Here is a 26,699-nt window from a genome sequence, read left to right as displayed (position 1 = left end):
GCCACCCCCGAGTGCACCAAGGTGACGCAGCCGTCGAACTCCCTGTTCGTGCGCACCGCCCCCAGCGACACCGCGCCCCTCTTCGGTGACCAGGCCATCCACTCCGGTGGCAACGGCACCGACCGGATCAACGACTGGGGCAACACTGTCCAGGCCGGCCAGCAGTTCGTGGTCGCCGGCAAGGAGGGCCCCTGGACCGCGATCTGGTTCAGCGGCGCGAAGGTGTGGTTCCACAACCCGAAGGGCCAGAACACCGTCCCCGCCCACGGCGTGACCATCGTCAAGAGCGGCAAGACCACCGACACCCCGCCGGTGAAGGTGTACGGCTCCAGCTACCCGGACGCCGCGGAGTACCCGGCCGGCTACGGCGCCTCCACCCAGGCCCCGCTGAGCATGTACTCCATCCCGTCCGGCCAGGCCTACGTCGCCACCGCGCCGCCGGCCCTGACCGACGACTACTTCAAGGCCGACGGCAAGGTCGTCTTCGGCGCCAAGAAGATGTACACCATCCAGTACAACCACCGCACCGCGCTGGTGTACGCGAACGACGTCATCGCCAAGCAGCGCCCCGCGCGCCACCACTACCACCACGGCCGCTGAGCCGGTCGCCGACAACGCCTGAGGGTGGGGCCCGTGAACCACGGTTTTCGGGCTCCACCCGCGTCCGGGACCCCAGTCCTTTCGCGCCCTTTGGCCCGTGCCGGTCCGGCACGGGCGGGCCCCGGTGAGCGAGGCTCACCGACTGCACCACCTCTGGAGCCACAGGTGCGCACAGCACTCCTGCCCGCAGCCCTCGCCACCGCCGCCCTCGGTGTGTCCGCCGTCTCCTGCGCCGACGCGCCGCGCCGCGGCGACGCGTCCCACCCCGGTGACACGGTCGCCGAGGCGGCCGTCCAGGACCTGCGAGTGGGGGCCGTCTGCTCCTCCCACTTCGCCTTCGCCACCGACGTCTCCTGCGGCCTGGTGGCCCTCGGCGACGTCCGCTTCCACTGCTCGGACGAACACGACGGCCCGTGCCCCCGGACCCGTTCCGTGACGTTCGAGAACATCGGCAGGACCTCGGTGCGGCTCGTGGCGGTCAGCGGCTCGGCGCCGGGGGAGCGGCACGAGGCCGTCTCCCGCGCACTGCCGACCGGGGCGCGGGCGACCGTGGCCCCGCGGGCCGGCGACCGGTACCTGTACGACGTCCTGCTGCGAGCGAAGAGCGGCTCGGTGGCGGTAGGGGTCGTCGCCGTCTCCTGAAGGCGCCAGGAGGTCGGGCGACGTCTACAACGCCGACGCCACCTGGCAGCAGCTTCCTGCCCCGTAGAACAGCGGGCTGGAGCACACTCCTGAACGCCCCGCCAGGGCGAAGCTCGTCACGCTGCGCATCAGCGGCGCCGACGATCAGGCAAGCACGACTCACAGACGATCAGCCGGGACCTCAGCCTGAGGCAAGCGCCCACCGAGTCAACTCTGGGCGACCCCGCCGAGGCGGGCCCGCATCCAACGGTCCCGCCTTCTATTGCGGGGGAGCGAGTCACAACGGAGCGATGGCCGTCCCCACTCTTCACGGTCAGAGCGGATCGCCTCGGTGAGGAGCTCGCTCTGCTGGCAAGCCCACCCCGCTGCCGGGTGGTTACGAACATGGGTCAGCGGCGAGGACAGGTGAGGCCTTCGACGGCGGTCGCGGCGGAACGATGGTGAACGCGCAAGGTCATACCTCTCGCGGTCGGCGCGAGGGGCCGGCGCCTTCGGGACGGTCGTCACGACGGCGAGGTCCTTGGGGTGGGGGCCAGGGCGCAGCTGCCGGGTTCAGGCCGGGCGGAACCGCCGCAACGAGGTCATTGCCCGTCCAGGTTGGCCAGGGCGTCGCGTAGAGCCGCGCGGGTGGTGATTCCAAGTTTGGGAAATACCCGGTAGAGGTGGCCGCTCACGGTGCGGTGGGATAGGTGCAGCCTCTCGGCGATCTGTTTGTTGGTAAGTCCGGAGGCGGCCAGGTGGACGACCTCCGATTCCTGTGGCGTGAGCCTGGCGGAGCCGGGCTCACGCAGGACTGCCCACCCGGCGGCCCTGAGTTCGCGTCCGGCCCGGTCGGCCCACGGGCGCGCGCCGAGTTCTTCGAAGATGTGCAGCGCTGTCAACAGTGCCTCTCTGGCGGCGCTGGTCATCCTCGCTTTCCGCAACCGTTCGCCGTAGGACAGGGCGACACGCGCCCGCTCAAAGGGCCAGTCGTCGATGCCCGGAAGCGACAGAGTCCGCTCGAACAGCGCCGTTGCCTCGTCGTCCGCCGTGGCAGCCACGGCTGCGGCTCCGCCGACAAGCAGCGCGAGGCGTGTCGAGACGTTTGCGATCCCCGCTTGCTGGACGGCCTTCACATGGACGGTCGCCGCTGCCTGGCGGTGGGTAAGCACAGCGGCTTCCACCAGATCCATCACCACCCAGATCGCATGGGGGACGTAGCACGGCAGCGTGCCGGCGGGGCTGATGGCCTCCGCGTACCGGAAGGCGCTCTCGAAGTCCTCGTTCGCGAACGCGCTCAGCACCCGGATGTGCGTGGCAGCGGTCATCATCTGGCCTGCACCGCGGGAGACGGCCCAGGACGTCATCGCGTCGGCTGTCTCCATGGCGGAACCGAAGTCACCGCGTGCCGCCGCGACCAGCGCCTTCTCGTACCGGAAGTACCAGGTGTAGAACGGGTAGTCGATCTGTTCCTTCAAGAGAAGTCCGTGGTCGGCCAAGCGGATCGTCTCGTCCCACCGGCCGGTGTTGAAGGCGTCCTGACACAGCAGCGGAAGGACGCCCAGCTTCTTGACGGCCAGGCCCGCATCCCGTTCCTGGCGCCAGATACGGCGGGCCGCGTCGCGCGCACCGGACAGCCTGTCCACGTAGACACCCGAGGTACCGATGCGGACGATACTCGTCGGATCGCTCTCATGGGCAAGCCCGGCGAGGAGTTCGTCCAGCTTGCGCAGCGCGGCGACGCTGACGCGCGCGGGGTCGCCGAGTGCCGCCGCGGACAGCGTCATCACGGCAGGCAGGGCGGGCAGGCGTGCCACGATCCTGTGGAAGGCCTGCCACAGTTCCCGCCGGCCGCCGAAGTGACACAGCAGCATGAGCACATAGAGGGCTTCGTCGAGCGCGGGATCGTAGGCATCGCTTCGTTGCAGTGCCTCCTCGATGGCGTTGACGATCACCTGATGAGCCATGTCGATGTCCTCCGTGCCGTTGAGCATCACGTGGACCGCGGTCGCCGCCGAGTAGAGGGAAGCGTGGTCGTCGGCGCCCGCCTGCCGGGCGTCTTCGAGAAGGTGGGAGGCGTTGACCAGCTCGCCGGTCGCGTCGGCGCCGATGAAGGCTGCCCGGGCGAGCCGGCGTGCGCGGTCGTGTACCGCAGGGCTCAGGTGTCCGGCTCGTGTGAGAGCGTGAATCGCTGCGAAGGAGTCACCGCGTGTGCCTGCCATGTGAGCGCTGCGTTCCAGGAGGGCGGCGACATCCTCATTGGGTTCCACCGACGCTTCGCCCAGATGCCATGCCCGGCGTTCGAGCCGGTCATGCAGCACCTCGGCGATGGTGCAGTGTGCCGTACGGCGCTCAGCGGCGGTGGAGGCTCCGACGATCGCCGAGCGGATCAAGGGGTGCCGGAAGCGCAGCCGGTGGTCGCCCTCATCGATCCGGACCAGGTCGTCCTGTTCAGCGGGGCCAAGGTCCACCAGCGTGGCCTGGACGGAAGGAAGATTTCCCGCCCGCTGCAGGACGGCCAGGTCGCCGGTCCCGTCCAGCGCGGCAATCAGGAGCAGACGGCGGGAGGCCGACGGCAGGCCCGCCACACGTGCGGCGAAGAGGGCTTCCAGACGCTGGCCCAGGGGCAGAACCTCCGGGAGCCGTTCCAGCGCGGCACGCTGGGGTCCGGTCAGGGCGGTGGGCAGCTCCAGCAGCGCAAGCGGGTTGCCTTGGGCGGCGGTGACGATCCTGTGCACCACGCTCCACACCAGACCCGGATGACGGAAACCGACGAGTTGGCGCGCCGCTCGGTCGTCCAGCGGAAGGACCTCGTGCGTGGGCAGGCCGGTCCTCTCGAAGAAGCCCCCGCTTTCCCCGCGAGCGGCGGCCAGGAAGGTGATAGCGGTACCGGTGAGGCGGCGCGCCACAAGACCGAGGATCAGCGCACTGGCCCGGTCAATCCAGGGAAGGTCGTCCACGATCAGCACCAGCGGCTGTTGCACGGCCGCGCGATGCAACAACGCCAGTGTGGCATTGGCGACGACGAGACGCTGGGGCGGCGGCCCTGTACCGAAACCGAGGGCCACTTGGAGCGACTGACGGTAGAGGTCGTCGAGGGCCTCGATCTCCTCATGGAGGGGGAGAAGCAACTGGTTGAGACCGGAATACGTCATGTCCGTCTCGTATTCCGCGCCCGCCGCCCGCAGGATCCGGACACCGGCCGCCGAAGCGCGCTGAGCGACCGCGTTCAGGAGGGCGGTCTTACCCACCCCGGGCTCGCCCGACAGCAGCAGGGCCCCCGGGGCGTCCGCCGGACGGTCGAGGAGGTCTTCGATCAGTTCCAGGTCCTGCCGACGCCCGACCAAATTCTCCGGTTCGCAGTCATGCGCATGGTGATCGCGGCTCACGAACGTCTCCCAATGACTTGCGGTTACGCAGGGTGCACAGTGTCGGTCCACCCGGCTGTTGTAGTTGTCCCGCCGTTGCGGGGGAGCCGCAACGGGTCCGGCATCCAGTGGACGCTCCCGAGGACGGGATTCCGGACCGGACGCTGTTCGCGTCGGCCGGTGAGGCGCCCCTGGCCGTGCGGCGGCACTCGTCAGGGGACGGGCCGTAGGCGGCACGATAGCTCCGGTTGAAGTGTGCGGGGCTGACGAAGCCCCAGCTCCGGGCGATCGCTTCCGCTGTCGACGCCGGGTGGGTGGGCGTCGGTGCGGACTGCCTTGATCATGATGCCTCCGCTTCAGTGAGAGCCGAATCACGAAGACGCCCTGGAGCATCCCTGCGCGATCCCCAGGGTGGCCGGAAACCGGCACCTGAACCGTAAATCCCTATAAGCGCATGCGGGCCGCACGACGGAAATACTGCGGATAATCCGCAGAGGCGCACCACGGCTACTTCGCTTTGGCGGAGTGGCCGTGAGTGTTCAGACCGACGATGACCCGCCCGGACGCCCGCCGCGGAGCGGGGTCGGTGATCGTCGGCCGATAGTCGATCCGGCGTCCCCTCCGGGCACCGCGTCATCGACCCCGCCCAGGCCGCCGCCGCCCTCAGCACCCGGGCTCGGCCCGCTGACACCGCGCGAGCAGGACGTACTCAACGCGGTGGCGGACGGGGCGACGGTGGCGGACAACCGGGGCGGGGCCGCGTGGCGATCAGTCCGGCCACGGACAGCCGTCCCGCGCGGCGCCCACTGACGGTCACGACCGGGGTGCGGCCGCGTCGGCCCCAGGTGCGTCCTTGGGGCGGTCGGTGAAGCCTGCCTCGTCCTCGAAGCAGATGTAGTCCCCGCAGGCCGCCCGGACTGTTTTGCCTCGGCCCCAGTCGCCGCCTTCCACGCAGAAACGGCTCGCTCATCGCGCTCGGCGACCCGTCGCGTTGGGACCTGCGGGCTGAAACCGAGCCGGTGCATCAACCGTGTCGCACCCGAGACGCTGTATGTGACGTGGAACTTCAGGCCGATCAGCGTGGTCACCCGTGCCGCGGTCCACACCTGGTCCTTCACCCAACCATGCGCGGCCGGACCCTGTTCCAGATACGCGACCCGTTTCTCCAGACAGCGCGGAGACAGACGGCACCGAGACCCGCTCAGGCCACGCGAGACCAGAGCCCCCGCACCACCGGTCCACCACAACTGGTGCCACTGGTAGGCCGACTTGCCAATCACGTGCAGGCGCCGTGCCACCTCCAACGGGTTGATGCCCTGCTCGAACAGCTCAGCCGCCTGCATCCGCACCGACTCACGGCGCTGCCGACCCGCAGCGGTCAGGCCGCCCCATCCGCATATCTCACACACCCCTGGATCCAGCCACTCAACCGGGATCATCAGGCACATCCCCGAAGTTCACCCCGACGAGCTGAAGTCAGTATGTTCCAACGGGCGCAAGTGTTTGCGCGCACGCCCGGCGCACGTTCGGCTTCAGAGGCCGACGGCGGTGTAGGCGCGCGCGATCAACTCGTCGAGGCTCGGCGGGTCGTCGTCGTGAGTCCAGGTGCGGAACGCCGCACGGAACAGTGCCATGGCGACCTCGACCTGGGCCCGTGCCGCGAGATCGTCCCCGTCTCGTGTGACGGCCAGGCGCGTGAGCGCATGTGACCAGCTGCGCAGCTTCAACAGTTCGCGTTCGGCGAGGTCCGGAACGGACTCGATGACGATCGCGCGCCTGAGGATGTCGGCGCGGCGCGGCTGGAAGTCCTGCGCGAGCGCGCGGAGGGACGTGCGCAGCGCGTTCGCGGTCGAATCGGCGGAGGCGCCGAATGTTCCGGCCAGCAGCTGCTCCAGCCGCGCCTCGTCACCAAAGAGCACTTCGCTCTTGTCCTTGAAGTGGCGGTAGAAGGTCCGGTCGGTGACTCCGGCCCGCTCGGCGATGGCCGCGGTGGTCGTGGCGGAGTAGCCGCCCTCCAGGAACAGATCGAGGGCGGCGGCTTGCAGACGTGCCCGGCTTCCCGGCTGCCAACGGCTCATGCCGCCACCCTACCCATGATGTCAGATTGTGCCATCAGGGGTTAGGGTGGGTGATGTCTGATTCTGACATCACTTGAAGGAGCCGACCATGCCCCGGCCCGACGCGGCAGCACTGCTGGCGTACCTCGCCACCAGCGGCCAGCCCGGCATCGAGACCCAGACGCCCGAGCAGGCACGCGCCGGCCTGCGTGAATCGGTCAAGGTCACGGATCTCCCCGTGGGCGAGATCGCTGTGCAGCAGCCACTGACCATCCCGACCCGGTCCGGCGGGATCGCCGGCCTCCTGCTCGACCCGCGGGCCGGCCGCGAGCCCGGGCCGGTCGTGGTCTGGTACCACGGCGGCGGCTTCGTCACCGGCGACCTGGAGACGCACCGCGGGCCGGCAGCCGACATCGCCCGGCAGTTGGACCTCCCCGTCGTACTCGTCGACTACCGGCTCGCCCCCGAGTCGCCCTTCCCCGCTGCGGTGGAGGACGCCGAGGACGCCGCCCGCTGGGTCGCTTCCCGTCCCGAGGCGCTCGGCAGGCAGGCCGACGCTCTGGTCCTGGGCGGCGACAGCGCGGGAGGGACGCTCGCGATCGTGACGGCAATGGCCTTGCGTGACGCTGAGGCCGCAGCCGCGGTCCGCGCGCAGATCGTCATCTACCCGGGCACCGACCTCTCGCGCCCCTACCCCTCGCAGCAGGAGTTCGCCGATGGACGCCTGCTGACCGAGGCCGGGCTGCGCTGGTACTACGCCCACTACCGCGCCGACGCCCACGACTGGCGCGGCTCCCCGATGGTGGGCGATTTCGTGGGACTGCCGCCGGCCGTCGTGCTCACCGCGGGCGAGGACCCGGTCCGAGACGAAGGCCGTGCCTACGCGGCGGCCCTCGTCACGGCCGGCGTGCCCACGACCTTCCTGGAGGCCGCCGGGAACATCCACGCCTTCGTCCTGATGCGGGGCATCCTCCCCTCCAGCCGGCATGACCTCGCCCGGGCCTTCGCCGCACTGACCGCCACCCTGCGCTCCCTGCAAGCGGCGACCGCCGGGAAGCAGGACTGAGGGCCATGTCCGCATTCACGATCGCGCAACTGCACGGGAGCCTCCGGGACGGCGAGACCACTGGACCGTTGAACGTGAAGGCCGCCGCCGAGCGCGGATATCGGACGAGGCCGGTCTTCTGAACCAAGCCGCGCGAAGGGGGGGCGCATGATCGAGCGGGCTCTGCCTGACCTGCCCGCAAGACTGGTCGGGGTTGCTGCGGACGCGGTCTGCAGCCGGGACGGAGTCTTCCGGGACTTCCTCGAGGCACACCGCTCAGAGTGTGCTGCCCTGCCTGGCGGCACGCCGTCCGCCGTGACGCCACGCGCCCGACCCGCTCGCAGCAGGACCCCCCAGCGGGGCATCGGTCAGCTGAACGGCTGCAGGCCGATGGTCGCCAACAGGTCGAGCTGCCCGGCCGCCTCGCTGTCCTGTGCCCTGGTGTAGACGATCAACCGGAGATCACTGTCACGTACGGTGAGGAAGTCGCTGTCCACTGTGATCGGACCGATTTCGGGGTGCAGGAAGGTCCGGCTGCTCAAGCCGGGCTCGGCGGGCAGGCGCTGCGACCACAGGTCGGCGAAGTCTGTGCTGACTGCCAGCAGGTCCTCGATGAGGTCGCCGAGTAGCTTGTCCTTTGGATAGCGGCTTTGAGCCTCGCGCAGATCGGAGACCAGTTCCAGGCGGAGGAGGCGCTCCTCGGCGTCGGTGCGGATATAGCGTGTTGGAGCGCCCGTGAAGACGGTCCAGGCGAGGTTCCGCTCGCGCGCCGGCAGTGCTGACGTGTCGCCGGCCAGGGCATACGCGAGCGTGTTGGACGTGATGCAGTGCCACGACGCGTCGACGACTTGGACGGGCAGGTCCGTCAGGCGGTCCAGGATCCGCTGCACGCTCGGCGTGATGTGACGCTTGATGCTGCCGTGGGCTGGCTCGGCCTGATCCGCGACGCGGAACAGGTGTGCGCGCTCCTGGTCGGAAAGCCTCAGCACACGGGCGAGCGACATGAGTACCGACGGTGACGGGTGGGTCGCGCGGCCCTGTTCCAAGCGGGCGAGGTACTCGACCGACAACCCGGAAAGCTCGGCGACCTCCTGCCGGCGCAGGCCCGCCACGCGGCGCCGGCCGCCCCCCGGAAGACCCACCTCGGCGGGTGACACGCGGCCGCGCCAGAGGCGCAGGCTGCATGCAAGATCATTCGAATTCGAGGCCACGAATCATTTGTAACATGGTGCGGCAAGCATAGGGTCGCCCTGTCAGTACGAGGCTCAGCAGGCTTATTTTCCCTCGGTGCGCGGAGAGGCAGCATTGGCATCGCGGCCCCGCCTTGCGGTCGGCCGGTTCAACCTGTCAGTACGAGCAGAGTGGGAGAGATTGACGATGAGTACAGGCATGTCTGCGGAGGAGCTGCACGACTTTTACCTGCGTTATGTCGAGCTCGCGAACAAGCGCGACTTCGACCGCATGGATGAGTTCGCTCACGATGAGGTGATCGTGAACGGCAGTCCGGTCTCCAGGGACGAAATGGTCGGCTTCTTCCGCTACCACACCACTGCGGTGCCCGACCTGCACTGGGAGATCCAGTACGTCCTCGTCGAGGGAAATAGGATCGCCTCTCGACTGATCGATACGGGAACGCCGGTCCAGGAATGGAACGGCAACGCCCCCACCGGGGCGAGTATCTCGATCGCCGAAACCGCCTTCTACGAGATCGAGGACGGCCGATTCAAGGTCATGTGGTACATGATGGACGCCGACGCACTGCGGCAGCAGCTCGCCGGCTGACCTGCCCCTGCCGAAAACCCTCGGACACGGCGTGTTGGTATCTCGCGGAGGAAGCCGCAGAGCCCTTCGCGTGAACGACCGGGTGGTTCGCCCGTGGCGGCGTGCGTGTTTGCATCGCCGCCGCAGGTGTCCTGGCGGCCGATCAGGAAGATTTCAATGAGTGGCATGGATGGCGCACAGGCGCTGGTGCGCACCTTGATTGACAGCGATATGTCGGTCTGTTTCGCCAACTCGGGTACATTCGAAATGCAATTCGTAGCCGTGCTCGACGGCCTGCCGCAAGGGTCCCGGCAGCTGTAGTTCTTGATCGTTTGACGCGCTCGTGCTGTTCGTTGCGGCTGTGTGGCTGCCGATATGGGAACGGCCACCGTGACGATGATCGTGTGTGACAGCGAACCATGAGGCGGTTTCCGAGGAGGCCAATGCTGCTGGAGCCAGATGACTCAGGCCCTGTTGATGGGTCTGGAGAGCCGCAATTGCTGGGCACGCGCCGAGATGATGGGGCCCGCACCAGCCCGTCGCGGCTGCAGCATTTCCTGTCCCGCGGCGAGCGGGACCACGACGGGGCGCGTACCCCGAGAAAAGAGTGTCATCACCGCTGATTCAGCCTGACACATCAAGCGCAATGCCAAGATACGGAAGTAATAACATGACGTCGATGCGCCCATTTCGTAGCCAGACGAGCCCCGAACAGCTCACGGACCTGCGCGAGCGGCTGGTGAGGACGCGACTGGCGCCAGCGCTGTCCGGGCCGGACTGGACGCATGGCACGCCCCCGGGCTATCTCGCCGAACTCGTGGGGTACTGGCGTACTCGGTTCGACTGGAATGCGGCTGAGGAGCGTCTCAACTCGTTGCCCCAGTTCCTTGCCGAGGTCGGTGCCACCACCGTGCACTACGTACACGCCAAGGGCGTGGGGCCGCGTCCGTTCCCTCTGTTGTTCTCGCATGGTTGGCCAGGTTCGTTCCGGGAGGTGCACAAGATCATCGGCCCGTTGACCGACCCTGGCGCATATGGCGGAGACCCTGCCGACGCATTTGACCTGGTTGCTCCGAGCCTGCCCGATCATCTCGCCACCCGAGGAGTGGGTGCGACGCTGCTACAACCTGACCAGGTTCACCGAGTTCAAGCGCGGCGGTCACTTCGCGGCACTGGAGCGGCCAGATGAACTGGTCGCTGGCATCCGTGAGTTCTTCCGCCCGCTGAGTGCCTGACCGTGAATATGCCCGGCGGGGCCCAAGGCGAGCCGCCGACGCCGGTCAACTTGGCGGCCACCAGTTCGGGATGCGGAGGCGGTCATCGAAGAAGTTTGGCTTCGCGGTGGTGCGCCTTCGTCCATGGACGGTGCGGCTCGGAGTCACGGGATTGAGTCTTGCGCTGACCGTCCGCGTCAGATGCTTCAGGTGGTCAGACCCGCGCTGGTCAGCCAGATGTGTTCGCATGTCGCGGATGCTTCTTCCAGCTTCTCGGGGGATTCTTGCGAGGCGTGGTAGAAAGTCCGCTCGATCATCCAGCACAGGGCGCGTGCCATTGATGAGGCTTGTTGGGGTTCGGTGCCTGCCTGGATGCCGGCTCGTTCCAGGACGGCGGTGATGGCCGTGATGAACAAGTCGGCTGTGTGGTCCCACAGTTGGCCGATCTCCGGCACGGTCAACGACAGGTCGATCGCCGTGCGCATGACCAGGCCGTGCTCGTTCCACAGTTCGACTGTGCGTTGCATGGCTGCTGCGATGGCGCGTCGCGGCTCGTCCGTCTGCGCAGTGGCTCGGGATCGCTCCCATAGATGCCCGACGGTCCGGGCTACGAGTGCCGCGACCACTTCTTGCTTGGAGCCGAAGTAGAAGTACAGGGCGCCGCGTGTGATGCCGGCGCCCTGGGCGATGTCGCCGACGGTCATGGCGTCGTAGCCCTTCTGCGCCAGCAGAGCCTCGCACGTGTCGAGGATGGCTCGCTCGCGGACATCGCCCTTGCGTTCGGCGGTGCGACGGCTTCGCGCGGGGTGGTGGCCGGACATCAGAGCTGAGCACCCTCGGCGAAGTCGGTCGTACGGGAGAGCGTCTCCCATGCGCGGATGTCCTCGTCCACGGCCGTGCGCGCGGCAGTGACCAGTCGCAGCGCGTCCGAGCCGAGGACGAGGTGCGCCGGTGGTTGCTCGACCGATGTGATGCGTACGACGGCTTCCCCGGCCTTGGCAGGATCGCCCAGCTGATTCCCGCTGGCCTTCAGCCGCGCATGGCGGATGGGAGTGAACAGCTCGTCGTAGTCGTCGATGTTGTGTGTGGCGCGTGTCATGGACCGTCCGGCCCAGTCGGTGCGGAAAGAGCCGGGCTCGATTGCCGTCACGTGGATGCCGAACTGTGCGACCTCCTTGCCCAGGGCCTCCAGAATGCCTTCCAGGGCGAACTTGCTGCCGCAGTACGCGGACATGCCGGGCACGGCCATGAGCCCGCCCATGGAGGTGACGGCCATCAGGTGTCCGCGGCGGCGCCGGCGCATGAGGGGCAGCGCTGCCTGCAGGGTGGCCACGGCCCCGAAGACGTTGACATCGAACTGCCGCCGGACTTCGGCCAGCGGAGTCTCCTCGAAGGTGCCCTCCAAGCCATAGCCGGCGTTGGCGACGACGACATCCAGGGGGCCGACTCTCTGCTCCACCTCCGCAACCACGCTTGAGACGCCACTGCTGTCGGTCACGTCCAGAATCCGACCGTGAGCGCGCCCTGGTTCGAGATCTGCGAAGGCCTGCAGATCCTCCTCTGAGCGGACGGTCCCCACGACGGTGTGACCGGCGGCCAGCGCGGCTTGGGCGAAGGCACGTCCAAGGCCCGAGCTGACGCCGGTGATGAGCCAGTTCCGCTTTTCCACTATCGCTCCCAGAAGGTCTCGCGAGGCGCTGGAGTGCTCCCCTCCAGATAGTCTACATGGTGTTGATTTTTATCGCCGCTATGTAGATTCTGCAGTGCTTCACGGCACGGCACGGCACGGCCCGGAGTCGGGACCCGCTAAGACCATCTGTGGACGGCGGGGCCGGTGCGCGTGGCGCGTGCAGCGGACTCGGCCCCGCCTTGGCGTTCCGCCGCTCCTGCACCACCTGTTCCCCGGTACCCGGCACCGCCTCGGCGGCCTGGCCACCACCACCGACTGGCCGTAACCGCGGCGGTACTCATCGAGGTCGTCACCGCACAGGCCGCCGCCATCCGAGGGGCGACATGGAGACGACACTGGGGCTGAGCGACTTAGGGTGATGGATGCGGTACCGATGTGCTGGTGGAAGCCCGCTGTCACGCCTCGCTCATGCGATTCGCGGAATCGGTGGTCACGTCGCGTCACTCACGTGCGCGGAGTCGATGGGATGGCGTCGGACGAAGTCGAGGACGGTCCGGGCGACGAGTGGGGGGTTCTCCAGCGGCATCGCGTGGCTGACTCCCGGCAGGGCCACGCGCTCGGCGCGGGCGAGCCGCGCGGCCAGTGCGCGGTTCCGCGCCGGGAAGGGATTGTTGAGGCGCTTCCCATCGGCGCCCGCCACCAGCAGCGTCGGCTGTCGCAGCGCCTCGAGCCCGGCGGCGTCGGCGTCCCATGCGGCGAACGCGGCTCTCTCGTGCTCGAAGAAGTACCGGCCGCTGAGCACCGACGCCTTGAAGCCTTCCGTACCGAGAGTGCGGATCATGGCGTCCTGGTAGCCCGGTGCGCAGACACTCCCCAGGAAGAGGCCGAAAGCCCGTTCAAGGTCTCCGGCCTCTGCGGCGGCCACCGCCTGGCGCACGGCCTCGCTCTTCGGCTCGCCGGGGGCGTACGGCCTCGCGGATTCCAGCAGCACCATCGACCGTACGAGCCGGGGACGGGCGGCAGCCAGCTGCAGGGCGAGGACCGCACCGCTGGAGTGACCGACGACATGGGCCTGTTCGATCCCCTGGGCCTGCAGCACTTCCGCGAGATGCAGTGCGTGGTCGGCGACGCTCAGCCGACCGCTGAGGTCTCGGCTGCGACCGTACCCGGCGCGGTGGGTGCGGACGGCCCGGAAGCCGGGCAGGAGCCCGGCCAGCGGAGCGAACCAGTCGGCGCCGAAGGAGGCGTGGACCAGCAGGACGGCTTCGCCGTCCCCCTCGTCCCAGAAGGCGATGTCCGCGTTCGATGTCAGGAGGTGGTTTTCCGTCGGCATGAGCATCGCCTCAGCAAGTGTGGCGTTTTGTCATGCTTTGCATAACCGTGTGCCACGTGATGGTGTTCCCGACGGAGTGGACGATCCGCTACTGCCGCAGCGGCCGGGGTACCGGCGCGGAGTTCGCCGCGCGCGGTGACGATCTCGTTGCCGCTGGCGCAGCGGGCCTTGTAGTCCAAGGAGCTCAGTTCAGGGGCGGCCGTTGGTGTCCCAGTCGGAGGTGCAGCGGCGCGGGCTGTGCCACCTGTCCTGGGAGGTCCTTGGCGAGAGCGGGGCCGAGTCCGTCGCGGGCGCCGATGTGCGGGGGCTGGCCATGTCGTTCACCCTTCGGGTCCGGGGGGCACCGGAGGTGCCGTTCGGAGGAAGGGGAAGGGCACGTGTGGCCCCGCTCGTCGTCTGTGTGGCGTGGCGGGCTATGACGACGTTGCCGGGTGTGGTCATGCCGAAGCGGGCGAAGAGTGCGATGAGGAGGAACGCGCTGCCTGCCAGGGCGAAGCAGAGGGTGAAGCGGCTTTCGGCAGAGGCGTGTCCGGGGGTGCGGCGGCTACGACGGTGGCGACCAGGGCGCCGGCCAGCGAACTGCCCACTGAGCGGGCGACGGAGTTGACGCCGTTGGCGGCCGCGGTGTGCTCCGGCGGCACTGCCGTGAGCAGGACCGCGGGCAGCGCGGTGAAGCTGATGGAGAGGGCGATGCCGATCAGGACGCCGGCCACGATGACCGAGGCGCTGGTGCCGTGGGCGGTGGCTGTCAGCGCGAAGCCGGCGGCGCCCGTCACCGCCCCCAGAGCGAGGGTGCGGCGCGGTCCGCTGCGGCGTACCAGGACACCGCCGAGCCGCGAAGCGGCCAAAGAGGCGAGGGCGGGCGGCAGGAGGTACTCGACCGAGGCCCGCAGGACGGACGCCCCGAAGCCGTAACCGGCGGTGGGCGGTGTCTGCACCAGGGCTGAGACGAGGATGAACTGCGAGAACATGGTGTATCCCAGCAACAGCCCGGCCAGGTGGGCGAAGAGCACCGGCCGGTGGACGAGGATCCGCACGTCCACCAGAGGGGCCGGGGCCGCCCGCTCCGTTCGGATCCAGGCGGCAGCCGCCACGGCAGCGGCGGCGAGGCAGCTCAGGGTCGGCGCCGATGTCCAGCCCCATACGGTGTCGCGGGAGAGCGGGAGCAGCAGCAGGACGAGTGTCGTGGCCAGGCCCGCAGCTCCACGCCAGTCGAGGCGTCCGCCGGTCGTCACGCGGGACGGTGGGACGGCGGCGGCGACCGCCGCCGCGCGGAGCGCGGAGACCGCTGCAGCTCAGCGCCGCTTCCGCCTGAGCACCCCGCCTACGGCTGCGAGCCGCGAGCGCGGGCGGCGGAGCGGCCCCTGCCCGGCCGGTCAGCGGCGGTGCCACTCCTCGGCCAGCAGACGGTGGGACCGCACCCGGTCCTCGTGGTCGTGGGTGATGGTGGTCACGATCAATTCATCCGCGCCGGTCGCCTCCTGGAGCTGCTCCAACTGGTCGGCCACCCGCTGCGGCGAGCCGACGAAGCGGGTCTCGACCCGGTCGGCCACCAGCGCCCGGTCGGCCTCCGTCCACGGGCGCGCCAGGGCCTGCGCGGGGGTGGGGTACTCGATGGCTCCCTCGGCGGTACGGATGCTGCGCACCCAAAGGTTGTACCCGGTGGCGAGTTCACGGGCTCTCGCGTCGTCCTCGGCGACGACGACGTCGGCGGAGACGCTGACGTAGGGCTTGTCGAGCACTCCGCCCGGCCGGAAGGCGGCGCGGTAGCCGTCCACCGCCTCCAGGACGCTGCCCGGGCTGACGTGGTAATTCGCGGCGAACCGCAGGCCTTGGCGGCCGGCGACCTCGGCGCTCTGGCCGCCGCTGCTGCCCAGGATCCACACCTGCACGTCCGCGCCCTCGCCGGGCACGACGTGCGCCTCGACACCGTCTGCCGAGCGGTAGGTGCCGCGCAGCAGCGCCAGGATGTCGTCGACCTGCTCGCCGTAGTCCTGGGAGCGGGCGCCGGGTTGCTGGAGCAGGTTCCGCTGGAGCGTGATCCGGGGCGAGTCGAGCAGGTATGCGAAGGAGAACTTCGGCGGGATCCTCAGCCCGTTCGGCGCACGCCCGTCCACAACGGGTGTCGTGGTCGGCACCGGATCGGTCGGGCCGCCCGGCGGACGGCCCCCGGAGCGGCCGAGTCCCAGGTCGAGACGCCCCGGGTGCAGGGCGTCTATGAGGCCGAACTCCTCGACGGTGGACAGGGCGGTGCGGTGGCCGAGCTGTACCGCCCCCGAACCGAGGCGGATCGTGGAGGTCGCGGCCGCGGTGAGGGCCAGCAGGACGGCGGGGGAGGTGCCGGCGACGCCGGGATTGAGGTGGTGCTCGGCGAACCAGTACCGGGCGTAGCCGGACTCCTCGGCCCGCCGTGCGAGGTCGATGCTGTTGCGCAGGGCGTCGGCGGCGGTGGAGCCGGAGGATATCGGGACGAGGTCGAGGACTGCGAGCGGTGCGCGGGACACGGTGGGCGTTCTCCTCAGTGGTGGGCGGGTTCGGGCGAGGACGGGGCCGGGCCCCAGGCGAACGGCGGGTCCGGGATGGCCCGCCGCAGCACCGGGGCGACCTCGGACTGGAAGAGCTCGAGCGAGCGACGGTGCCGGTCGTGGGACAGCCCACCCGCGTCCGCGTGGACGTGCAGCACCGTGTGGCCGAGTCGCTCGTGGTAGCGGTGGACCTTGTCGACGACCTGCTGCGGGCTGCCGACCAGTGCCGAACTGCGCGCCACGAAGTCCTCCAGCGTCGGGAAGACCGGGGCCAGACCGAGCCGCTTCTGGAACGCCGACTGTCCCTCGAAAACCGGACGGTACGCGGCGACCGCCTCTTGGGAGGTACGGGCGACGTACAGGCCGGCCGTCCCGGCGCCGACGGCGATGCGGGCCGGGTCGTGGCCGTGGTGGGCCCAGCGGTCGCGGTAGTGACGGATCAGTTCCGCGTAGGGCTCGACGGTGTGCGTGACGTTCGCCGAGAACAGGGGATCCCCGTAGCGCGCGGCGAGGTCCACCGACTCCTTGCTGGCGGCGCTGCCGTGCCACACGCGGATCGGTTGCTGCAGCGGCCGCGGCCATACCTCCGCGTCTTTCAGGGCGGGACGGAACCGGGTGTCGGCGGTCACCTTCCCCTCCCGCCAGAGCCGGCGGAACACCTCGTAGCTCTCGGCGTTGCGGTCCCACTGGTCCTCGGGGGTCACGTGGAACAGTTCGCGCTGGGCCGTGCCGTTGCCCTTGCCGATGATCAGCTCAAGGCGGCCGCCCGACAGGTGGTCCAGCGTCGCGTAGTCCTCGTAGGCCCGCACCGGGTCGAGGAGGCTGAGCGTGGTCACCGCGGTGAACAGCCGGATCCGGGAGGTGAGGGCAGCGACGTGACTGAGCACGACGGGCGGTGAGGAGGAGAGGAACGGCCGCTCGTGGCGCTCACCCACGCCGAAGCCGTCGAAGCCCAGTTCCTCGGCCAGCAGTGCGTTGTCGAGCACCTCGCGGAAGCGCGCGGGGGTCGGCTTCAGCGCCCCGGTCACCGGGTCGGGGGCGTGCACGATCAGGGTGATGGCCAGGAACCTCACGAGGCGGCCCGCTCCGCCGGGGTCCCGGAGTCGGGGTGGGCGAGACCGAGGTGGTCGCGCAGGGTGGTGCCCTCGTAGTCGGCGCGGAACACCCCCCGTTCCTGGAGCAGCGGGACGACGGTGTCGGCGAAGGCGTCCAGGCCGCCCGGGGTGATGTGCGGGACGAGGATGAAGCCGTCGGCGGCGTCGCCCTGCACGAAGTCGTCGACGGCCGTGGCGACGGTGTCCGGGGAGCCCACGAAGGACTGGCGGTTGCCGCTCTCGATGACCAGGTCGCGGATCGACCATCCGTTGGCGGCGGCGCGCTCCCGCCACTCGCGGGCGGTGGCAAGGGGGTCGCGGTACATGCGCACCTGGGCGCGACCGCGGGCGACGGTGTGTTCTCCGGGATCGGGGTCGATGTCCGGGAGCGGCCCGTCCGGGTCGTAGGCGGACAGGTCACGGTTCCAGACGAACTCGAGGTGCTTGATCGCGGTGGCCCCGCTGACCTGCCGCCGGCGTACTTCGCGGGCCAGTTCGGCCGCCTCCGCGTCGGTGTCGCCGAGGACGAAGGTCGCGGCGGGCAGGATCAGCAACTGGTCATGCCGGCGGCCGTACTTGGCCAGGCGGCTCTTGACGTCGCGATAGAAGGCCCGGCCCTCCTTGAACGTGCTGTACCGGCTGAAGATGGCGTCCGCGTCGGCGGCCGCGAACTCCCGGCCCTCCTCGGAGTCACCGGCCTGGAAGATCACCGGGCGTCCCTGCGGGCTGCGCGGCACGTTGAACTGCCCGCTGATGTCGAAGTGTTGCCCCCTGTGCACGAAGGATCCGGCCCGCGCGTCGCGCAGGAAGGTGCCCGTCGCCGGGTCGGCGAGGATCTCGTCGCCGTGCCAGGAGTCGAAGAGTTCGCCCGCCGTGGCGAGGAACTCCCTCGCCCGTGAGTAGCGCTCCTCCTGGGGGAGGAATCCGCCACGGCGGAAGTTCTCCCCGGTGAAGGCGTCCCACGAGGTGACGACGTTCCAGGCGGAGCGCCCGCCGGAGAGGTGGTCGAGACTGGCGAACTGGCGGGCCACCTCGTAGGGCTCGTTGAAGGTGGAGTTGATGGTGCCGGTGAGCCCGATGCGCTCGGTGACGGCGGCGAGCGCGGCGAGGACGGTGAAGGTGTCGGGGCGGCCCACCACGTCCAGGTCGTAGATCCTGCCGCCCTGTTCGCGCAGGCGCAGGCCCTCGGCGAGGAACAGGAAGTCGAACTTGGCGCGTTCGGCGGTCCGGGCGAAGTGCGCGAAGGAGCCGAACTCGATGTGGCTGCCCGCCTGCGGGTCGCTCCATACGGTGGTGTTGTTGACGCCGGGGAAGTGGGCGGCCAGATGGATCTGCTTCAGAGGCTTGCTCATGACGTACGGTTCCTCCGGCTCAGACGGTTGCGCTGGTGGCGGCGTAGCGGTTGGCGGGGCGGGCGAGCCCGAGCAGGCCGCGCAGGGTGCGGGCCTCGTAGGCGTCCCGGAACGCGCCGCGCCGCCGGAGTTCGGGCACCAGCCGCCGGGTGATCGCCGGCAGGTCGTGGCCGATCACGGCGGGACGCAGCCGGAAGCCCGTGAGCCCGGCCCGCCGCCACTCCAGCAGCAGGTCCGCAAGGCCCCCGGGGGTGCCGGCGAAGACCTTCGCGTCGCTGCTGAAAGGCGTGCCGGCGACGCCGTCCAGCCGCTCCAGTCGGGCCCGCGCCGCGCCGGCGTCGTCATCGAGGAGGACCACGAGGTCGCCGAAGACGTGCAGGGGCTCGCGCTCCCGGCCGGCCGCCTCTTGTGCGGAGCGGATCTCGGTGACGATCGCGCGGGCTTGGTCGCCGTCGTGCGGGGTGACGTATCCGACGTCCGCGGAGCGGGCCACGAGGCGGAACGGCACGTCGCTGTGTGCGAGGGCGGTGACGACGGGCTGGCCCTGGGGCGGTCGTGGTGTGATGGAGGGGCCCTTGACGCTGAAGTGCCGGCCCTCGAAGTCGATGTAGTGGAGCTTTTCGCGGTCGATGAAGCGGCCGGTGGCGACATCGCGGATCTCGGCGTCGTCCTCCCAGCTGTCCCAGAGGCGGCGCACAACCTCGACGTGGTCGGCCGCCTCGTCGAAGAGGTCGGTGACCAGCTCCCGGACGCCCGGGGTGTCCAGTTCCTCGATGCCGAACGGGGGGATGGTGCGCCTGCCGAAGTGGGCGGCCTCGTCGGGCCGTACGGAGACCTGGACGCGCAGGCCTGCGCGGCCGGTGCTCACGTAGTCGAGGGTGGCGACCGCCTTGGAGATGTGGAACGGTTCGGCGTGGGTGGCGACCACCGTCGGCACGAGACCGATGTGCCGGGTCAGGGGGGCCACGCGGGCGGCGATGAGGACGGCGTCCAGGCGGCCGCGCACCTGGTCGGTGCGCCCGTCGGGTCCGGTGAACTCGGAGGACTGCGGGCCGAGGGAGTCCTCGATCGTCACGAAGTCGAGCAGCCCTCGTTCGGCCTCGGTGACCAGGTCCTGCCAGTAGCGGGCGGTGAGCAGTTCCCAGGGGCGCGCCACGGGCTCACGCCAGGCGGCCGGGTGCCAGCCGGCCCCGTCGAGGGCGACGGCGAGGTGTAGCGGGGCGTGTGGCGACGAAGCGGGAAGAGGGTACGGCGAAGGGACGTCCGAGGACATGGAGGGGCCTTCCTGATCGACCGCGGGTCTCACCGGCCCTCGTCCGGAGGACCGGCGGCGGGGAGGGGGTCAGGAACGACAGAGCGAGGCGGCCACGCGCTGCAGGTCGATGTGCGCGCGGGAGTACAGGAGGGGGCCGCGGTGCGGGGTGGGCACGGCGAGGAAGTACGTGCGGGACGGCGTCGGCACGAACGTCACCTCCGCTCCCTCCGGATGGGGCGGGCGGTACAGCGCCCGCATGTCACCTGGCAACGCAACGCCCTCCCTGGCCGGTCTGTTCCCCGGAGCCGCACGGGGTTCGCAGGAAGAGGAAGGTCGTCTGCCGGCGCAGGGTGAAGCCGATCGACTCGTAGAGCCGGATCGCGCCGGTGTTGACGGCCGCGGCGTGGAGGAAGGGAGTCTCACGGCGGTCCCTGATCCCGGCGGCGACGGCCCGGACCAGCCGGGTCGCCAGGCCCCGGCCACGGTACCCGGGATGGGTGCACACCGCGCTGATCTCCGTCCATCCCGGCGTTCGCAGTCGTTCCCCGGCCATGGCGATCAGCCGTCCGCCTTCCCGGAGGCCGAGGTAGGTGCCGAGTTCCACGGTCCTGGGGAGGAAGGGCCCCGGCCTGGTCAGGGCGATGAGGTCCAGGATCTCCGGTACGTCGGACGCCCTCAGGCGCACCGCCTCGGGCGCGTGTTCTGCGCGCAGCGACGCGTCGACGAGCTGCACTCCCGCTCCGCCCTCGAGGAGTTCCCATCCGTCCGGGGGCTCCTGCGCGCCGGTGACCGCGACGGCGGCCCCCGGCCCTGCGAGTACCGCCAGGTCCGCCCAGGCGCGCGGATCGGCCGGGTCGGCAAGCGCGGTGAACGGGGAGACGTCGGAGGGGTAGCGGGCGGCACGGCCGACGCGCTCGGCGAACCGGGCGTGCGGGCCGGTGAGTGCCGCCCAGGCGGGGTTGTCCAGGACGTGCGGTGCCGCCGGGCTGTGCGGGCGGTCCGCTGGGATGCTTAGGGACATGTGCCGGATCTCCGTACGGTCGTGCGGCGGACGGGGCGTCAGGAGTTGTCCAGCGGCAGACCGGGCGGGTTGACCTCCGAGGTGGTGACGGCCTCGTTGGACAGGTTCCACGCGGCGAGCCACTGGCCGTACTGGCCGTTCTCGATCAGGTGGTTGATCGCGGCCGCGACCGGTTCTGCGAGCCCGCTCTCCTTTTTCGCGGTCGCGGCGATCAGGCCCTGGAGGCTTGCTCCCGCGCCGGAGAACTTGCCGGCGTTGCGGGTGGGGTGGGGGGATGTGGCGACCTGGGTGATGTGGTAGGCGATGCCGGGATTGGGGCCGAAGTAGGCGTCGATCTTCCCGCCGCTGAGCGCCAGATAGGTGCTGTTGTTGTCGGGGAAGTACTTGACGGTCAGTTCCTCGCCCTCCGTCTGGAGCTTCTTCCGCCACTCCAGGAGGATCTTCTCCTGGTTGGTGCCGGAGCCGACCGCGACGGTCTTCCCGGCGAGGTTGCGGTAGTCGTCGGCGAAGTTCCAGGCGCTGTCCTTCAGGACCTCGAAGGCGAGGTTGTCCTGCCGGTAGGAGGCGAACTCGTACTTCCGCTTGCGTTCCTCGGTGTCGGTGACGTTGGAGAAGGCCACGTCGACCTTGCCGCTGTCGATGCCGACGAAGAGGTTCTCCCAGGTCGAGTTCTTGAGCACGGGCTTGAGCCCGAGCACCGCCGCGACCAGTCGGCCGAGGTCGGGTTCGGCACCGGTGAGGGTTTTCTGGTCGCTGCCGACGTACGCCAGCGGTGCGAAGCCGGCGGGCAACGCACCGACTCCGATGAGCAGTTCGCCCTTGTCGGCGACGGCCTTGGGCAGGCCGGCGGTGATGGACTTCACCTCCGTCACCTTCAGCGTGGTCTCCTTGGCCGCGCCATTGGACAGGCTGCCGAGGGTGACCGTTCCGGTGGGTGATCCCGCGCCGATGGTGGCGGACGCCTCGCTGTCACCCCCGCAGGCGGCGAGTCCGCCGGCGAGGAGGGTGAGGGCGGCGGTAGCCGTCAGAGTACGGATGAGTCTGCCGTGAGGGCGATGAGTGGGCATGGCCGTCCTTGTCCGTCGATTGCTCTTCGTTGTTGGTCCGGCTGGGGTTCGCTGGCATCACGGGCCGCGGTTCACAGCACTTTGCTGAGGAACTCCCTGGTCCGCTGGTGTTCGGGATGGTTCAGCACCTGGTCGGGCGGGCCCTGTTCGACGATCCGGCCGCCGTCGAGGAAGACCACGCGGTCCGCGACCTCCCGTGCGAAGCCGATCTCGTGGGTGACGATGACGAGGGTTGTGCCGCTGGTGGCCAGGTCCTTGATGACGGACAGCACCTCGCCGACGAGCTCCGGGTCGAGGGCGGAGGTGGGTTCGTCGAAGAGGATGACGCCGGGGCGCAGGGCGAGTGCCCGGGCGATGGCCACGCGCTGCTGCTGGCCGCCGGACAACTGCCGCGGGTAGGCCGCGGTCCTGTCGGCCAGTCCCACCCGGCCGAGCAGGGTGCGGGCCAGCTCCCGCGCCTCCGGCTTGCGCAGCCTGCCGGTCGCCACCGGGGCGGCGGCCACGTTGTCCAGGACGTTGAGGTGCGGGAAGAGGTTGAAGTTCTGGAAGACGAAGCCGATCCGGCTGCGCTGGGTGAGGATCACGCGCTCGCTCAGTTCCTTGAGCCGGTCGCCGTGCCGGCGCACGCCGATGAGCTCGCCGTCCACACTGACGTGACCGGCCTCCGGTTTCTCCAGGTGGTTGATGACACGCAGCAGCGTGGACTTGCCGGATCCGGACGGGCCGATGACGGCGGTGACCTCCCCGGGCCGGACCGTCAGGCTGACCCCCTCCAGTACCCGAAGGGCCCCGTACCACTTGTGCACGTCGTGGACCTCGACGGCGGCAGGTCGTACGTCGGTGGTCATGTCGCGGTCTCCGCCCGGACGCGGGCCCGCAGGTCGCCCAGCGCGGTCCGCAGTTTCTGCAGGGGGGTCGGCGGGAGCGTGCGCAGCGCGCCGCGCGAGTAGTGCCGCTCGACGTAGAACTGGACGACGGAGACGACACTGGTGAGGATCACGTACCAGACGGTGGCGACCAGCAGCAGGGGCACGATGTCGCCGGGATAGGTGCTGCCCATGCTCTGTACCGAGCCGAACAGGTCGAGCAGCGAGACGTAGAAGACCAGCGAGGTCCCCTTGATCAGCCCGATGAGCTGGTTGACGTAGTTGGGGACGACGGACCGCAGCGCCTGCGGAAGCACGATCCTGGCGAACTGGTAGCGCTTCGGCAGACCGAGCGCGGCGGCCGCCTCGTGCTGCCCTTGGTCCACGGAGAGGATCCCGGCCCGCACGACCTCCGAAGCGTAGGCCGCCTCGTTGAGGCTCAGACCGACGACGGCGACCGCCAGATCGGTGGCGAGCCTGGACTCGTCGAAGGTGAGGAAGGCCGGCCCGAAGGGCACACCCAGGCTCAGCGTCCGGTACAGCGCGCTGAAGTTGTACAGGAACAGCAGCACGACGATGAGCGGCACCGAGCGGAAGAGCCAGGTGTACGTCCAGCTGACGGCGCGCAGCACGGGGCTGCCGGAGAGCCTGGCGAGCGCGAGCGCGATCCCGCCGAGCAGACCGAGCGCCGCGCTGTACGCGGTCACCTCCAGCGTGACGAGCAGTCCGTCGAGGATCACCGGCCGGACGAACCAGTACGCGAAGCGGTCCCACTGGTAGAAGGGATTGGTCGCCAGGCCGTGGACGATCTGGGCGACGAGCACCAGCACGATCGCCGCCGCGAGCAGCCGCCCGCGGCGCCGCAGGGGCAGCACCCGCTGTGCGGCGGGCGGTGGAGGTGCGGAAGGTGTCCCGCCGAAGGGTGGCGCGGGTGGGGTCGGCGCCGAGCGGGGGGACACGGCGGTGCCGGGTGGTTCGGTCATGGATGACTCCAGCGGTTCGGTACGCCCGCCCGGGCCGCGCACGCGGCAGCGACCCCGCCGGGCAGGGAATCGGCGGGCGTGGCGACGACGGGAGGCGGGGCAAAGCGGGCGGGCCCGGGTGGGTGGGGACAACGCCGCGTCAGCGGCGGTGTGCCGGGGTCAGGAAGCCGTCAGCCTTGACAGAGGGCGCGACAGGGCGCGGTACACGCGCAACAGAGGGCGCTGTGGAAGTGGTGCGGGCCGACGGGCAGCCGCGGGGGCGACGTGACGCGGCCGTGGGGCCGCTGTGCGGCCGTCCCCGGGGCTGCGTGCATTGTCGTCACCGTCACCGTTCCGCCCCGCGGGGCCTCGCGTTCACCGTCGTCGTCGGGCCGTACGGTCCGGTCGTCGTCCGGGGCACCGCACCGCGACACGGAGGTCGCCGTCCGGCGGGTCCGGACTCGCGCCGGAGTTCCTGCCCGATCTGCGGCGTAAGTTAGGCACGGCCCGCAGGGAATGTCAACGACCCTGTCTCACATCGTGAGCGGTGCGATGAGACGCGCACCGCTGCCTTGACGCGCGGGGTTTGACGACTCGACACTGATGGGCAGGTCACGATCGTCAGCGCCCCCCACACCGCCCCGCGGCACGGTGGGTCATCGGCCCCGGCCCGCTGACGGGCAACCCTCACATCGCGGTGGGGTGCCCCGGGTGACGACCTGGCCCCGCCGGCGCGGCGGGGCAAGCGCGGTCCCGCGTCCCGCGGGCCCCGAGCCGGGGAGGCGGACATGCCCAGGGCACGAGTCCTGTTCCTCACCCGCCGTCTGCACATCGACCTCCTGCGCGTCTGCAGCGCGTTCGGCGCGGCCGGCTGACCTCCACCCAGGACCTTCAGCCGTTCCGCCGCCGGTGCCTCCACGGGGTGACCGGTGGCCGCCACGCCTTGGAGAGGGCATGACCGACACGATCCCGCTCGAACCCGGCCTCCACGTGCTCTGTTCCGCGCTGCCGCCCACGTCACGTCCCGAGCGCTTCCGCAGCCGCATCGGTGTCGACCTCGCCGGCGGCTTCTACCCGGCGCCCCGTCGCTACGAGTTGTTCCTTTCCCCAGGATGTCCGCTCTCGCAGCGGGTCGCCATCACCCTCGACCTGCTGGGGCTGCGGGACTCCGTCGTCACGACGCCCGTCCCTGCGGGTGCCGCGGGCGGCACGGCGCTCGCGGCGCTGCGCGGGGCCTACGAGGCCACGTGGCACCGCTACGACGGCCCGCTCACGGTGCCCGCGCTGTGCGACCGGTGGACCGGACGGGTCGTCAGCAACCACACTCCGGACATCCTCGGAGACCTCGCGGGCCGCCTCGGCGCCGAAGGGTGCCGTCCCGTGCCGCAGCTGTATCCCCCGGCGCTCCTGGCCGACATCGAGACCATCCGGCGCACGGTGGACGCCGGCGTCACGCGGGCCGCCCGTCAGGCCGCGGACGGGGCGCCGTCCGAGCGCGACGCGGCGCTGCGGACCCTCCATGCCACCCTCGACCTGCTGGACCGCAGACTGGCCCGCGGGGCCCACGTCCTCGGCGCGCACCTGACTGCGGCCGACGTCGACGTGTGGGTGGCCCTCACCCACCTCGACAGCGGCCTGCTCTCCCGCCACACCCACCTCTCGGCGTACGCCGCCCGTCTGGACGCGCACCCGGTGTTCCGCGAGCAGCGGGCAGGTGGGGCCCTCACGCCCGTGTCGTAACGCACGGAGCCGTCCCCGCCGCGTAGGGCGAGCACGGGGGTCGGGTCGGCCGGTCGCTCAGGCGTCCCGGGCCGGAAGGGCGGGGCGCGCCCGGATACATGGGATGGAGGGATCGGCGGCAGGCTGGTCGAGGAGTTCGGCTGAGGACCTGACCACGGTGCGGGGGTGCGCCGGCCGCGTGGGTGGTCGATGTGCTCGACGTGGTAGCCGTCGTCTTCGAGGGCGGACACGATGCGCTGGCCGGCCGTCGCTGCGGAGGGCAGGGTGTCCGGCTGCCTGCTGTCGCTCAATTCGCAGCGGCCCGTGCGCTGCAACCGCACTCCTGGCCCAGGACCAGGGCGCCGGCGAGCAGCAACTGCGTGTGGTCGGCGCCGAGGGCCTGCGGGACTTCTGCTTCCGCGACCGCCGCGCCACCCGCCTGCAGGTGGAGTTCACCGATATCGACTACATAGAGTTCGAGTCATAGAGACGCGCGGCTTCTACCACTCGACTGCTCGTGCCGACGCGAAGGTGGCGGAGTGGAGTGTGCTGATGCTCGTAAGGTCACGCCCGCCCCGACGATCAGACGCCTTTCGATCCCGAGCGATCGCGCGCTTGCGTAAGCGCACCGGTCTCATTGGCGCTCCGGGGCGTGTCCGATCTCGTCGCGCATGGCTTGCAGAATGGCTCTCGCGGCAGCTGACGCGTCGGCGGCCGTGACCATCACGGTCTCTCTGTTGAGTACGAGGGCGGGGTCCTCCACTCGCAGCCACTTCACGCCGTTTGGGACGGTGTCTGCCGCCAGTGCGGGCAGGACCGAGACGCCCAGCCCAGCGGCGACGAGCCCCAGGCGTGTCTGCCAGCCGCGGGCCTCGTAGGCCACCCGCGGCAGCGATGTCACGCGGGACGACGGCACGTGAGTGGGCCTGTCTCTGGACGTACAGGACCGTCTCCAGCCGGGAGTGTGCGTGTTCAGTGCCGGGCGGCTGCTGCTGGTCTCCCAGTTGTCGCGGCCCGTGCTGCTCGCCGTTGTCGAAGAACACCTCCAGGGCGTGGACTTCTGGCGCACCGACGAGTACCACTCCTTCTCCCGCCGTTGCGCGCCGACGCGGGGCGCGCTCTGGCGGGCAGCCCGGACCGGTGGGCCCACCGCTTCGCCCAGTACCTCATCGAATCGTCGGACAGCCCGTTGCACGAGGGCCGGTGGCT

The 26,699-nt window shown here is 70.1% G+C and carries 21 protein-coding genes, 6 pseudogenes and 1 riboswitch; of the genes and pseudogenes, 8 read left to right on the top strand and 19 right to left on the bottom strand.

What is annotated here, in order from left to right; translation table 11 throughout:
* Positions 1-600 (top strand): annotated as a pseudogene (locus tag ACZ7MY_RS40185) (N-acetylmuramoyl-L-alanine amidase); the annotation flags it as partial.
* 165 nt (positions 601-765) lie between these two features.
* Positions 766-1,242 (top strand): hypothetical protein, encoded by a 477-nt coding sequence (locus ACZ7MY_RS40180; protein ID WP_499610589.1) that lies wholly within the window; start codon positions 766-768, stop codon positions 1,240-1,242.
* 581 nt (positions 1,243-1,823) lie between these two features.
* On the opposite strand, the gene ACZ7MY_RS40175 is transcribed toward ACZ7MY_RS40180, so the two are convergent.
* From ACZ7MY_RS40175 to ACZ7MY_RS40160, 4 genes and pseudogenes are all read right to left on the bottom strand, one after another.
* On the bottom strand, positions 1,824-4,610 hold the full coding sequence (locus ACZ7MY_RS40175) for an ATP-binding protein (protein WP_499610586.1): 2,787 nt from the start codon (positions 4,608-4,610) through the stop codon (positions 1,824-1,826).
* Between the two features lie 733 nt (positions 4,611-5,343).
* Positions 5,344-5,994: pseudogene (locus ACZ7MY_RS40170) on the bottom strand (winged helix-turn-helix domain-containing protein); the annotation flags it as partial.
* A 127-nt stretch (positions 5,995-6,121) separates the two neighbouring features.
* Positions 6,122-6,379: pseudogene (locus tag ACZ7MY_RS40165) on the bottom strand (acyl-CoA-like ligand-binding transcription factor); the annotation flags it as partial.
* A 135-nt stretch (positions 6,380-6,514) separates the two neighbouring features.
* A pseudogene (locus tag ACZ7MY_RS40160) lies at positions 6,515-6,667 on the bottom strand (helix-turn-helix domain-containing protein); the annotation flags it as partial.
* Positions 6,668-6,755: 88 nt separating this feature from the next.
* On the opposite strand from ACZ7MY_RS40160, the gene ACZ7MY_RS40155 reads away from it, so the two are divergent.
* Positions 6,756-7,712 (top strand): alpha/beta hydrolase, encoded by a 957-nt coding sequence (locus tag ACZ7MY_RS40155; protein WP_499610583.1) that lies wholly within the window; start codon positions 6,756-6,758, stop codon positions 7,710-7,712.
* Between the two features lie 347 nt (positions 7,713-8,059).
* On the opposite strand, the gene ACZ7MY_RS40150 is transcribed toward ACZ7MY_RS40155, so the two are convergent.
* Entirely contained in the window at positions 8,060-8,902 is an 843-nt protein-coding gene (locus ACZ7MY_RS40150; protein ID WP_499610580.1) for a helix-turn-helix transcriptional regulator, read from the bottom strand.
* A 178-nt stretch (positions 8,903-9,080) separates the two neighbouring features.
* Between ACZ7MY_RS40150 and ACZ7MY_RS40145 the strand changes: the two genes are divergently transcribed.
* The 4 genes and pseudogenes from ACZ7MY_RS40145 (at position 9,081) to ACZ7MY_RS40130 (ending at position 10,687) form a co-directional block, all read left to right on the top strand.
* A complete protein-coding gene (locus ACZ7MY_RS40145) occupies positions 9,081-9,473 on the top strand; it encodes an ester cyclase (RefSeq protein WP_499610577.1) in 393 nt (130 codons plus the stop codon).
* Between the two features lie 165 nt (positions 9,474-9,638).
* Complete coding sequence (locus ACZ7MY_RS40140; protein WP_499610575.1) at positions 9,639-9,773, top strand: hypothetical protein; 135 nt, start codon at positions 9,639-9,641, stop codon at positions 9,771-9,773.
* Positions 9,774-10,098: 325 nt separating this feature from the next.
* Positions 10,099-10,437 (top strand): annotated as a pseudogene (locus tag ACZ7MY_RS40135) (epoxide hydrolase N-terminal domain-containing protein); the annotation flags it as partial.
* A 49-nt stretch (positions 10,438-10,486) separates the two neighbouring features.
* A complete protein-coding gene (locus tag ACZ7MY_RS40130) occupies positions 10,487-10,687 on the top strand; it encodes an alpha/beta fold hydrolase (RefSeq protein WP_499610595.1) in 201 nt (66 codons plus the stop codon).
* Positions 10,688-10,872: 185 nt separating this feature from the next.
* Here the strand turns inward: ACZ7MY_RS40130 and ACZ7MY_RS40125 are convergent, their stop codons facing one another.
* From ACZ7MY_RS40125 to ACZ7MY_RS40065, 13 genes and pseudogenes are all read right to left on the bottom strand, one after another.
* A complete protein-coding gene (locus tag ACZ7MY_RS40125; RefSeq protein ID WP_499610572.1) occupies positions 10,873-11,487 on the bottom strand; it encodes a TetR/AcrR family transcriptional regulator in 615 nt (204 codons plus the stop codon).
* Positions 11,487-12,335 (bottom strand): oxidoreductase, encoded by an 849-nt coding sequence (locus ACZ7MY_RS40120; protein ID WP_499610570.1) that lies wholly within the window; start codon positions 12,333-12,335, stop codon positions 11,487-11,489. Before ACZ7MY_RS40120 ends, ACZ7MY_RS40125 begins: the two co-directional genes overlap by 1 nt.
* Positions 12,336-12,786: 451 nt before the next feature.
* Positions 12,787-13,629, bottom strand: coding sequence for an alpha/beta fold hydrolase (locus ACZ7MY_RS40115; protein ID WP_499610568.1), 843 nt, complete (start codon positions 13,627-13,629; stop codon positions 12,787-12,789).
* A gap of 437 nt (positions 13,630-14,066) precedes the next feature.
* Positions 14,067-14,909: pseudogene (locus ACZ7MY_RS40110) on the bottom strand (MFS transporter); the annotation flags it as partial.
* A 96-nt stretch (positions 14,910-15,005) separates the two neighbouring features.
* The gene (locus ACZ7MY_RS40105) at positions 15,006-16,133 is read right to left on the bottom strand and encodes an LLM class flavin-dependent oxidoreductase (RefSeq protein ID WP_499610565.1); all 1,128 of its coding nucleotides are present in this window, start codon (positions 16,131-16,133) and stop codon (positions 15,006-15,008) included.
* A gap of 14 nt (positions 16,134-16,147) precedes the next feature.
* Positions 16,148-17,227: an LLM class flavin-dependent oxidoreductase gene (locus tag ACZ7MY_RS40100; RefSeq protein WP_499610562.1), complete on the bottom strand. Its 1,080-nt coding sequence runs from the start codon at positions 17,225-17,227 to the stop codon at positions 16,148-16,150.
* Positions 17,224-18,600, bottom strand: coding sequence for an NtaA/DmoA family FMN-dependent monooxygenase (locus tag ACZ7MY_RS40095; protein ID WP_499610559.1), 1,377 nt, complete (start codon positions 18,598-18,600; stop codon positions 17,224-17,226). The genes ACZ7MY_RS40100 and ACZ7MY_RS40095 overlap by 4 nt, the downstream gene beginning before the upstream one ends.
* Positions 18,601-18,619: 19 nt before the next feature.
* Positions 18,620-19,873 (bottom strand): LLM class flavin-dependent oxidoreductase, encoded by a 1,254-nt coding sequence (locus ACZ7MY_RS40090; protein ID WP_499610556.1) that lies wholly within the window; start codon positions 19,871-19,873, stop codon positions 18,620-18,622.
* A gap of 69 nt (positions 19,874-19,942) precedes the next feature.
* Positions 19,943-20,071, bottom strand: coding sequence for a putative leader peptide (locus ACZ7MY_RS40085; protein ID WP_499610554.1), 129 nt, complete (start codon positions 20,069-20,071; stop codon positions 19,943-19,945).
* 43 nt (positions 20,072-20,114) lie between these two features.
* On the bottom strand, positions 20,115-20,876 hold the full coding sequence (locus ACZ7MY_RS40080) for a GNAT family N-acetyltransferase (RefSeq protein ID WP_499610551.1): 762 nt from the start codon (positions 20,874-20,876) through the stop codon (positions 20,115-20,117).
* A gap of 38 nt (positions 20,877-20,914) precedes the next feature.
* Positions 20,915-21,943: an ABC transporter substrate-binding protein gene (locus ACZ7MY_RS40075; RefSeq protein WP_499610548.1), complete on the bottom strand. Its 1,029-nt coding sequence runs from the start codon at positions 21,941-21,943 to the stop codon at positions 20,915-20,917.
* 71 nt (positions 21,944-22,014) lie between these two features.
* Entirely contained in the window at positions 22,015-22,791 is a 777-nt protein-coding gene (locus ACZ7MY_RS40070) for an amino acid ABC transporter ATP-binding protein (protein WP_499610545.1), read from the bottom strand.
* The gene (locus ACZ7MY_RS40065) at positions 22,788-23,792 is read right to left on the bottom strand and encodes an amino acid ABC transporter permease (protein ID WP_499610543.1); all 1,005 of its coding nucleotides are present in this window, start codon (positions 23,790-23,792) and stop codon (positions 22,788-22,790) included. The genes ACZ7MY_RS40070 and ACZ7MY_RS40065 overlap by 4 nt, the downstream gene beginning before the upstream one ends.
* A 589-nt stretch (positions 23,793-24,381) precedes the next feature.
* Positions 24,382-24,525, top strand: a riboswitch (SAM riboswitch).
* 200 nt (positions 24,526-24,725) lie between these two features.
* On the opposite strand from ACZ7MY_RS40065, the gene ACZ7MY_RS40060 reads away from it, so the two are divergent.
* Positions 24,726-25,511, top strand: coding sequence for a glutathione S-transferase C-terminal domain-containing protein (locus tag ACZ7MY_RS40060; RefSeq protein WP_499610540.1), 786 nt, complete (start codon positions 24,726-24,728; stop codon positions 25,509-25,511).
* Positions 25,512-26,124: 613 nt separating this feature from the next.
* Here the strand turns inward: ACZ7MY_RS40060 and ACZ7MY_RS40055 are convergent.
* The gene (locus ACZ7MY_RS40055; RefSeq protein WP_499610537.1) at positions 26,125-26,391 is read right to left on the bottom strand and encodes a LysR substrate-binding domain-containing protein; all 267 of its coding nucleotides are present in this window, start codon (positions 26,389-26,391) and stop codon (positions 26,125-26,127) included.
* Positions 26,392-26,699 lie beyond the last annotated feature (308 nt).

The organism is Streptomyces sp. NPDC111520, from assembly GCF_055635295.1.
This window is presented reverse-complemented; position numbering and strand designations above follow the sequence as displayed.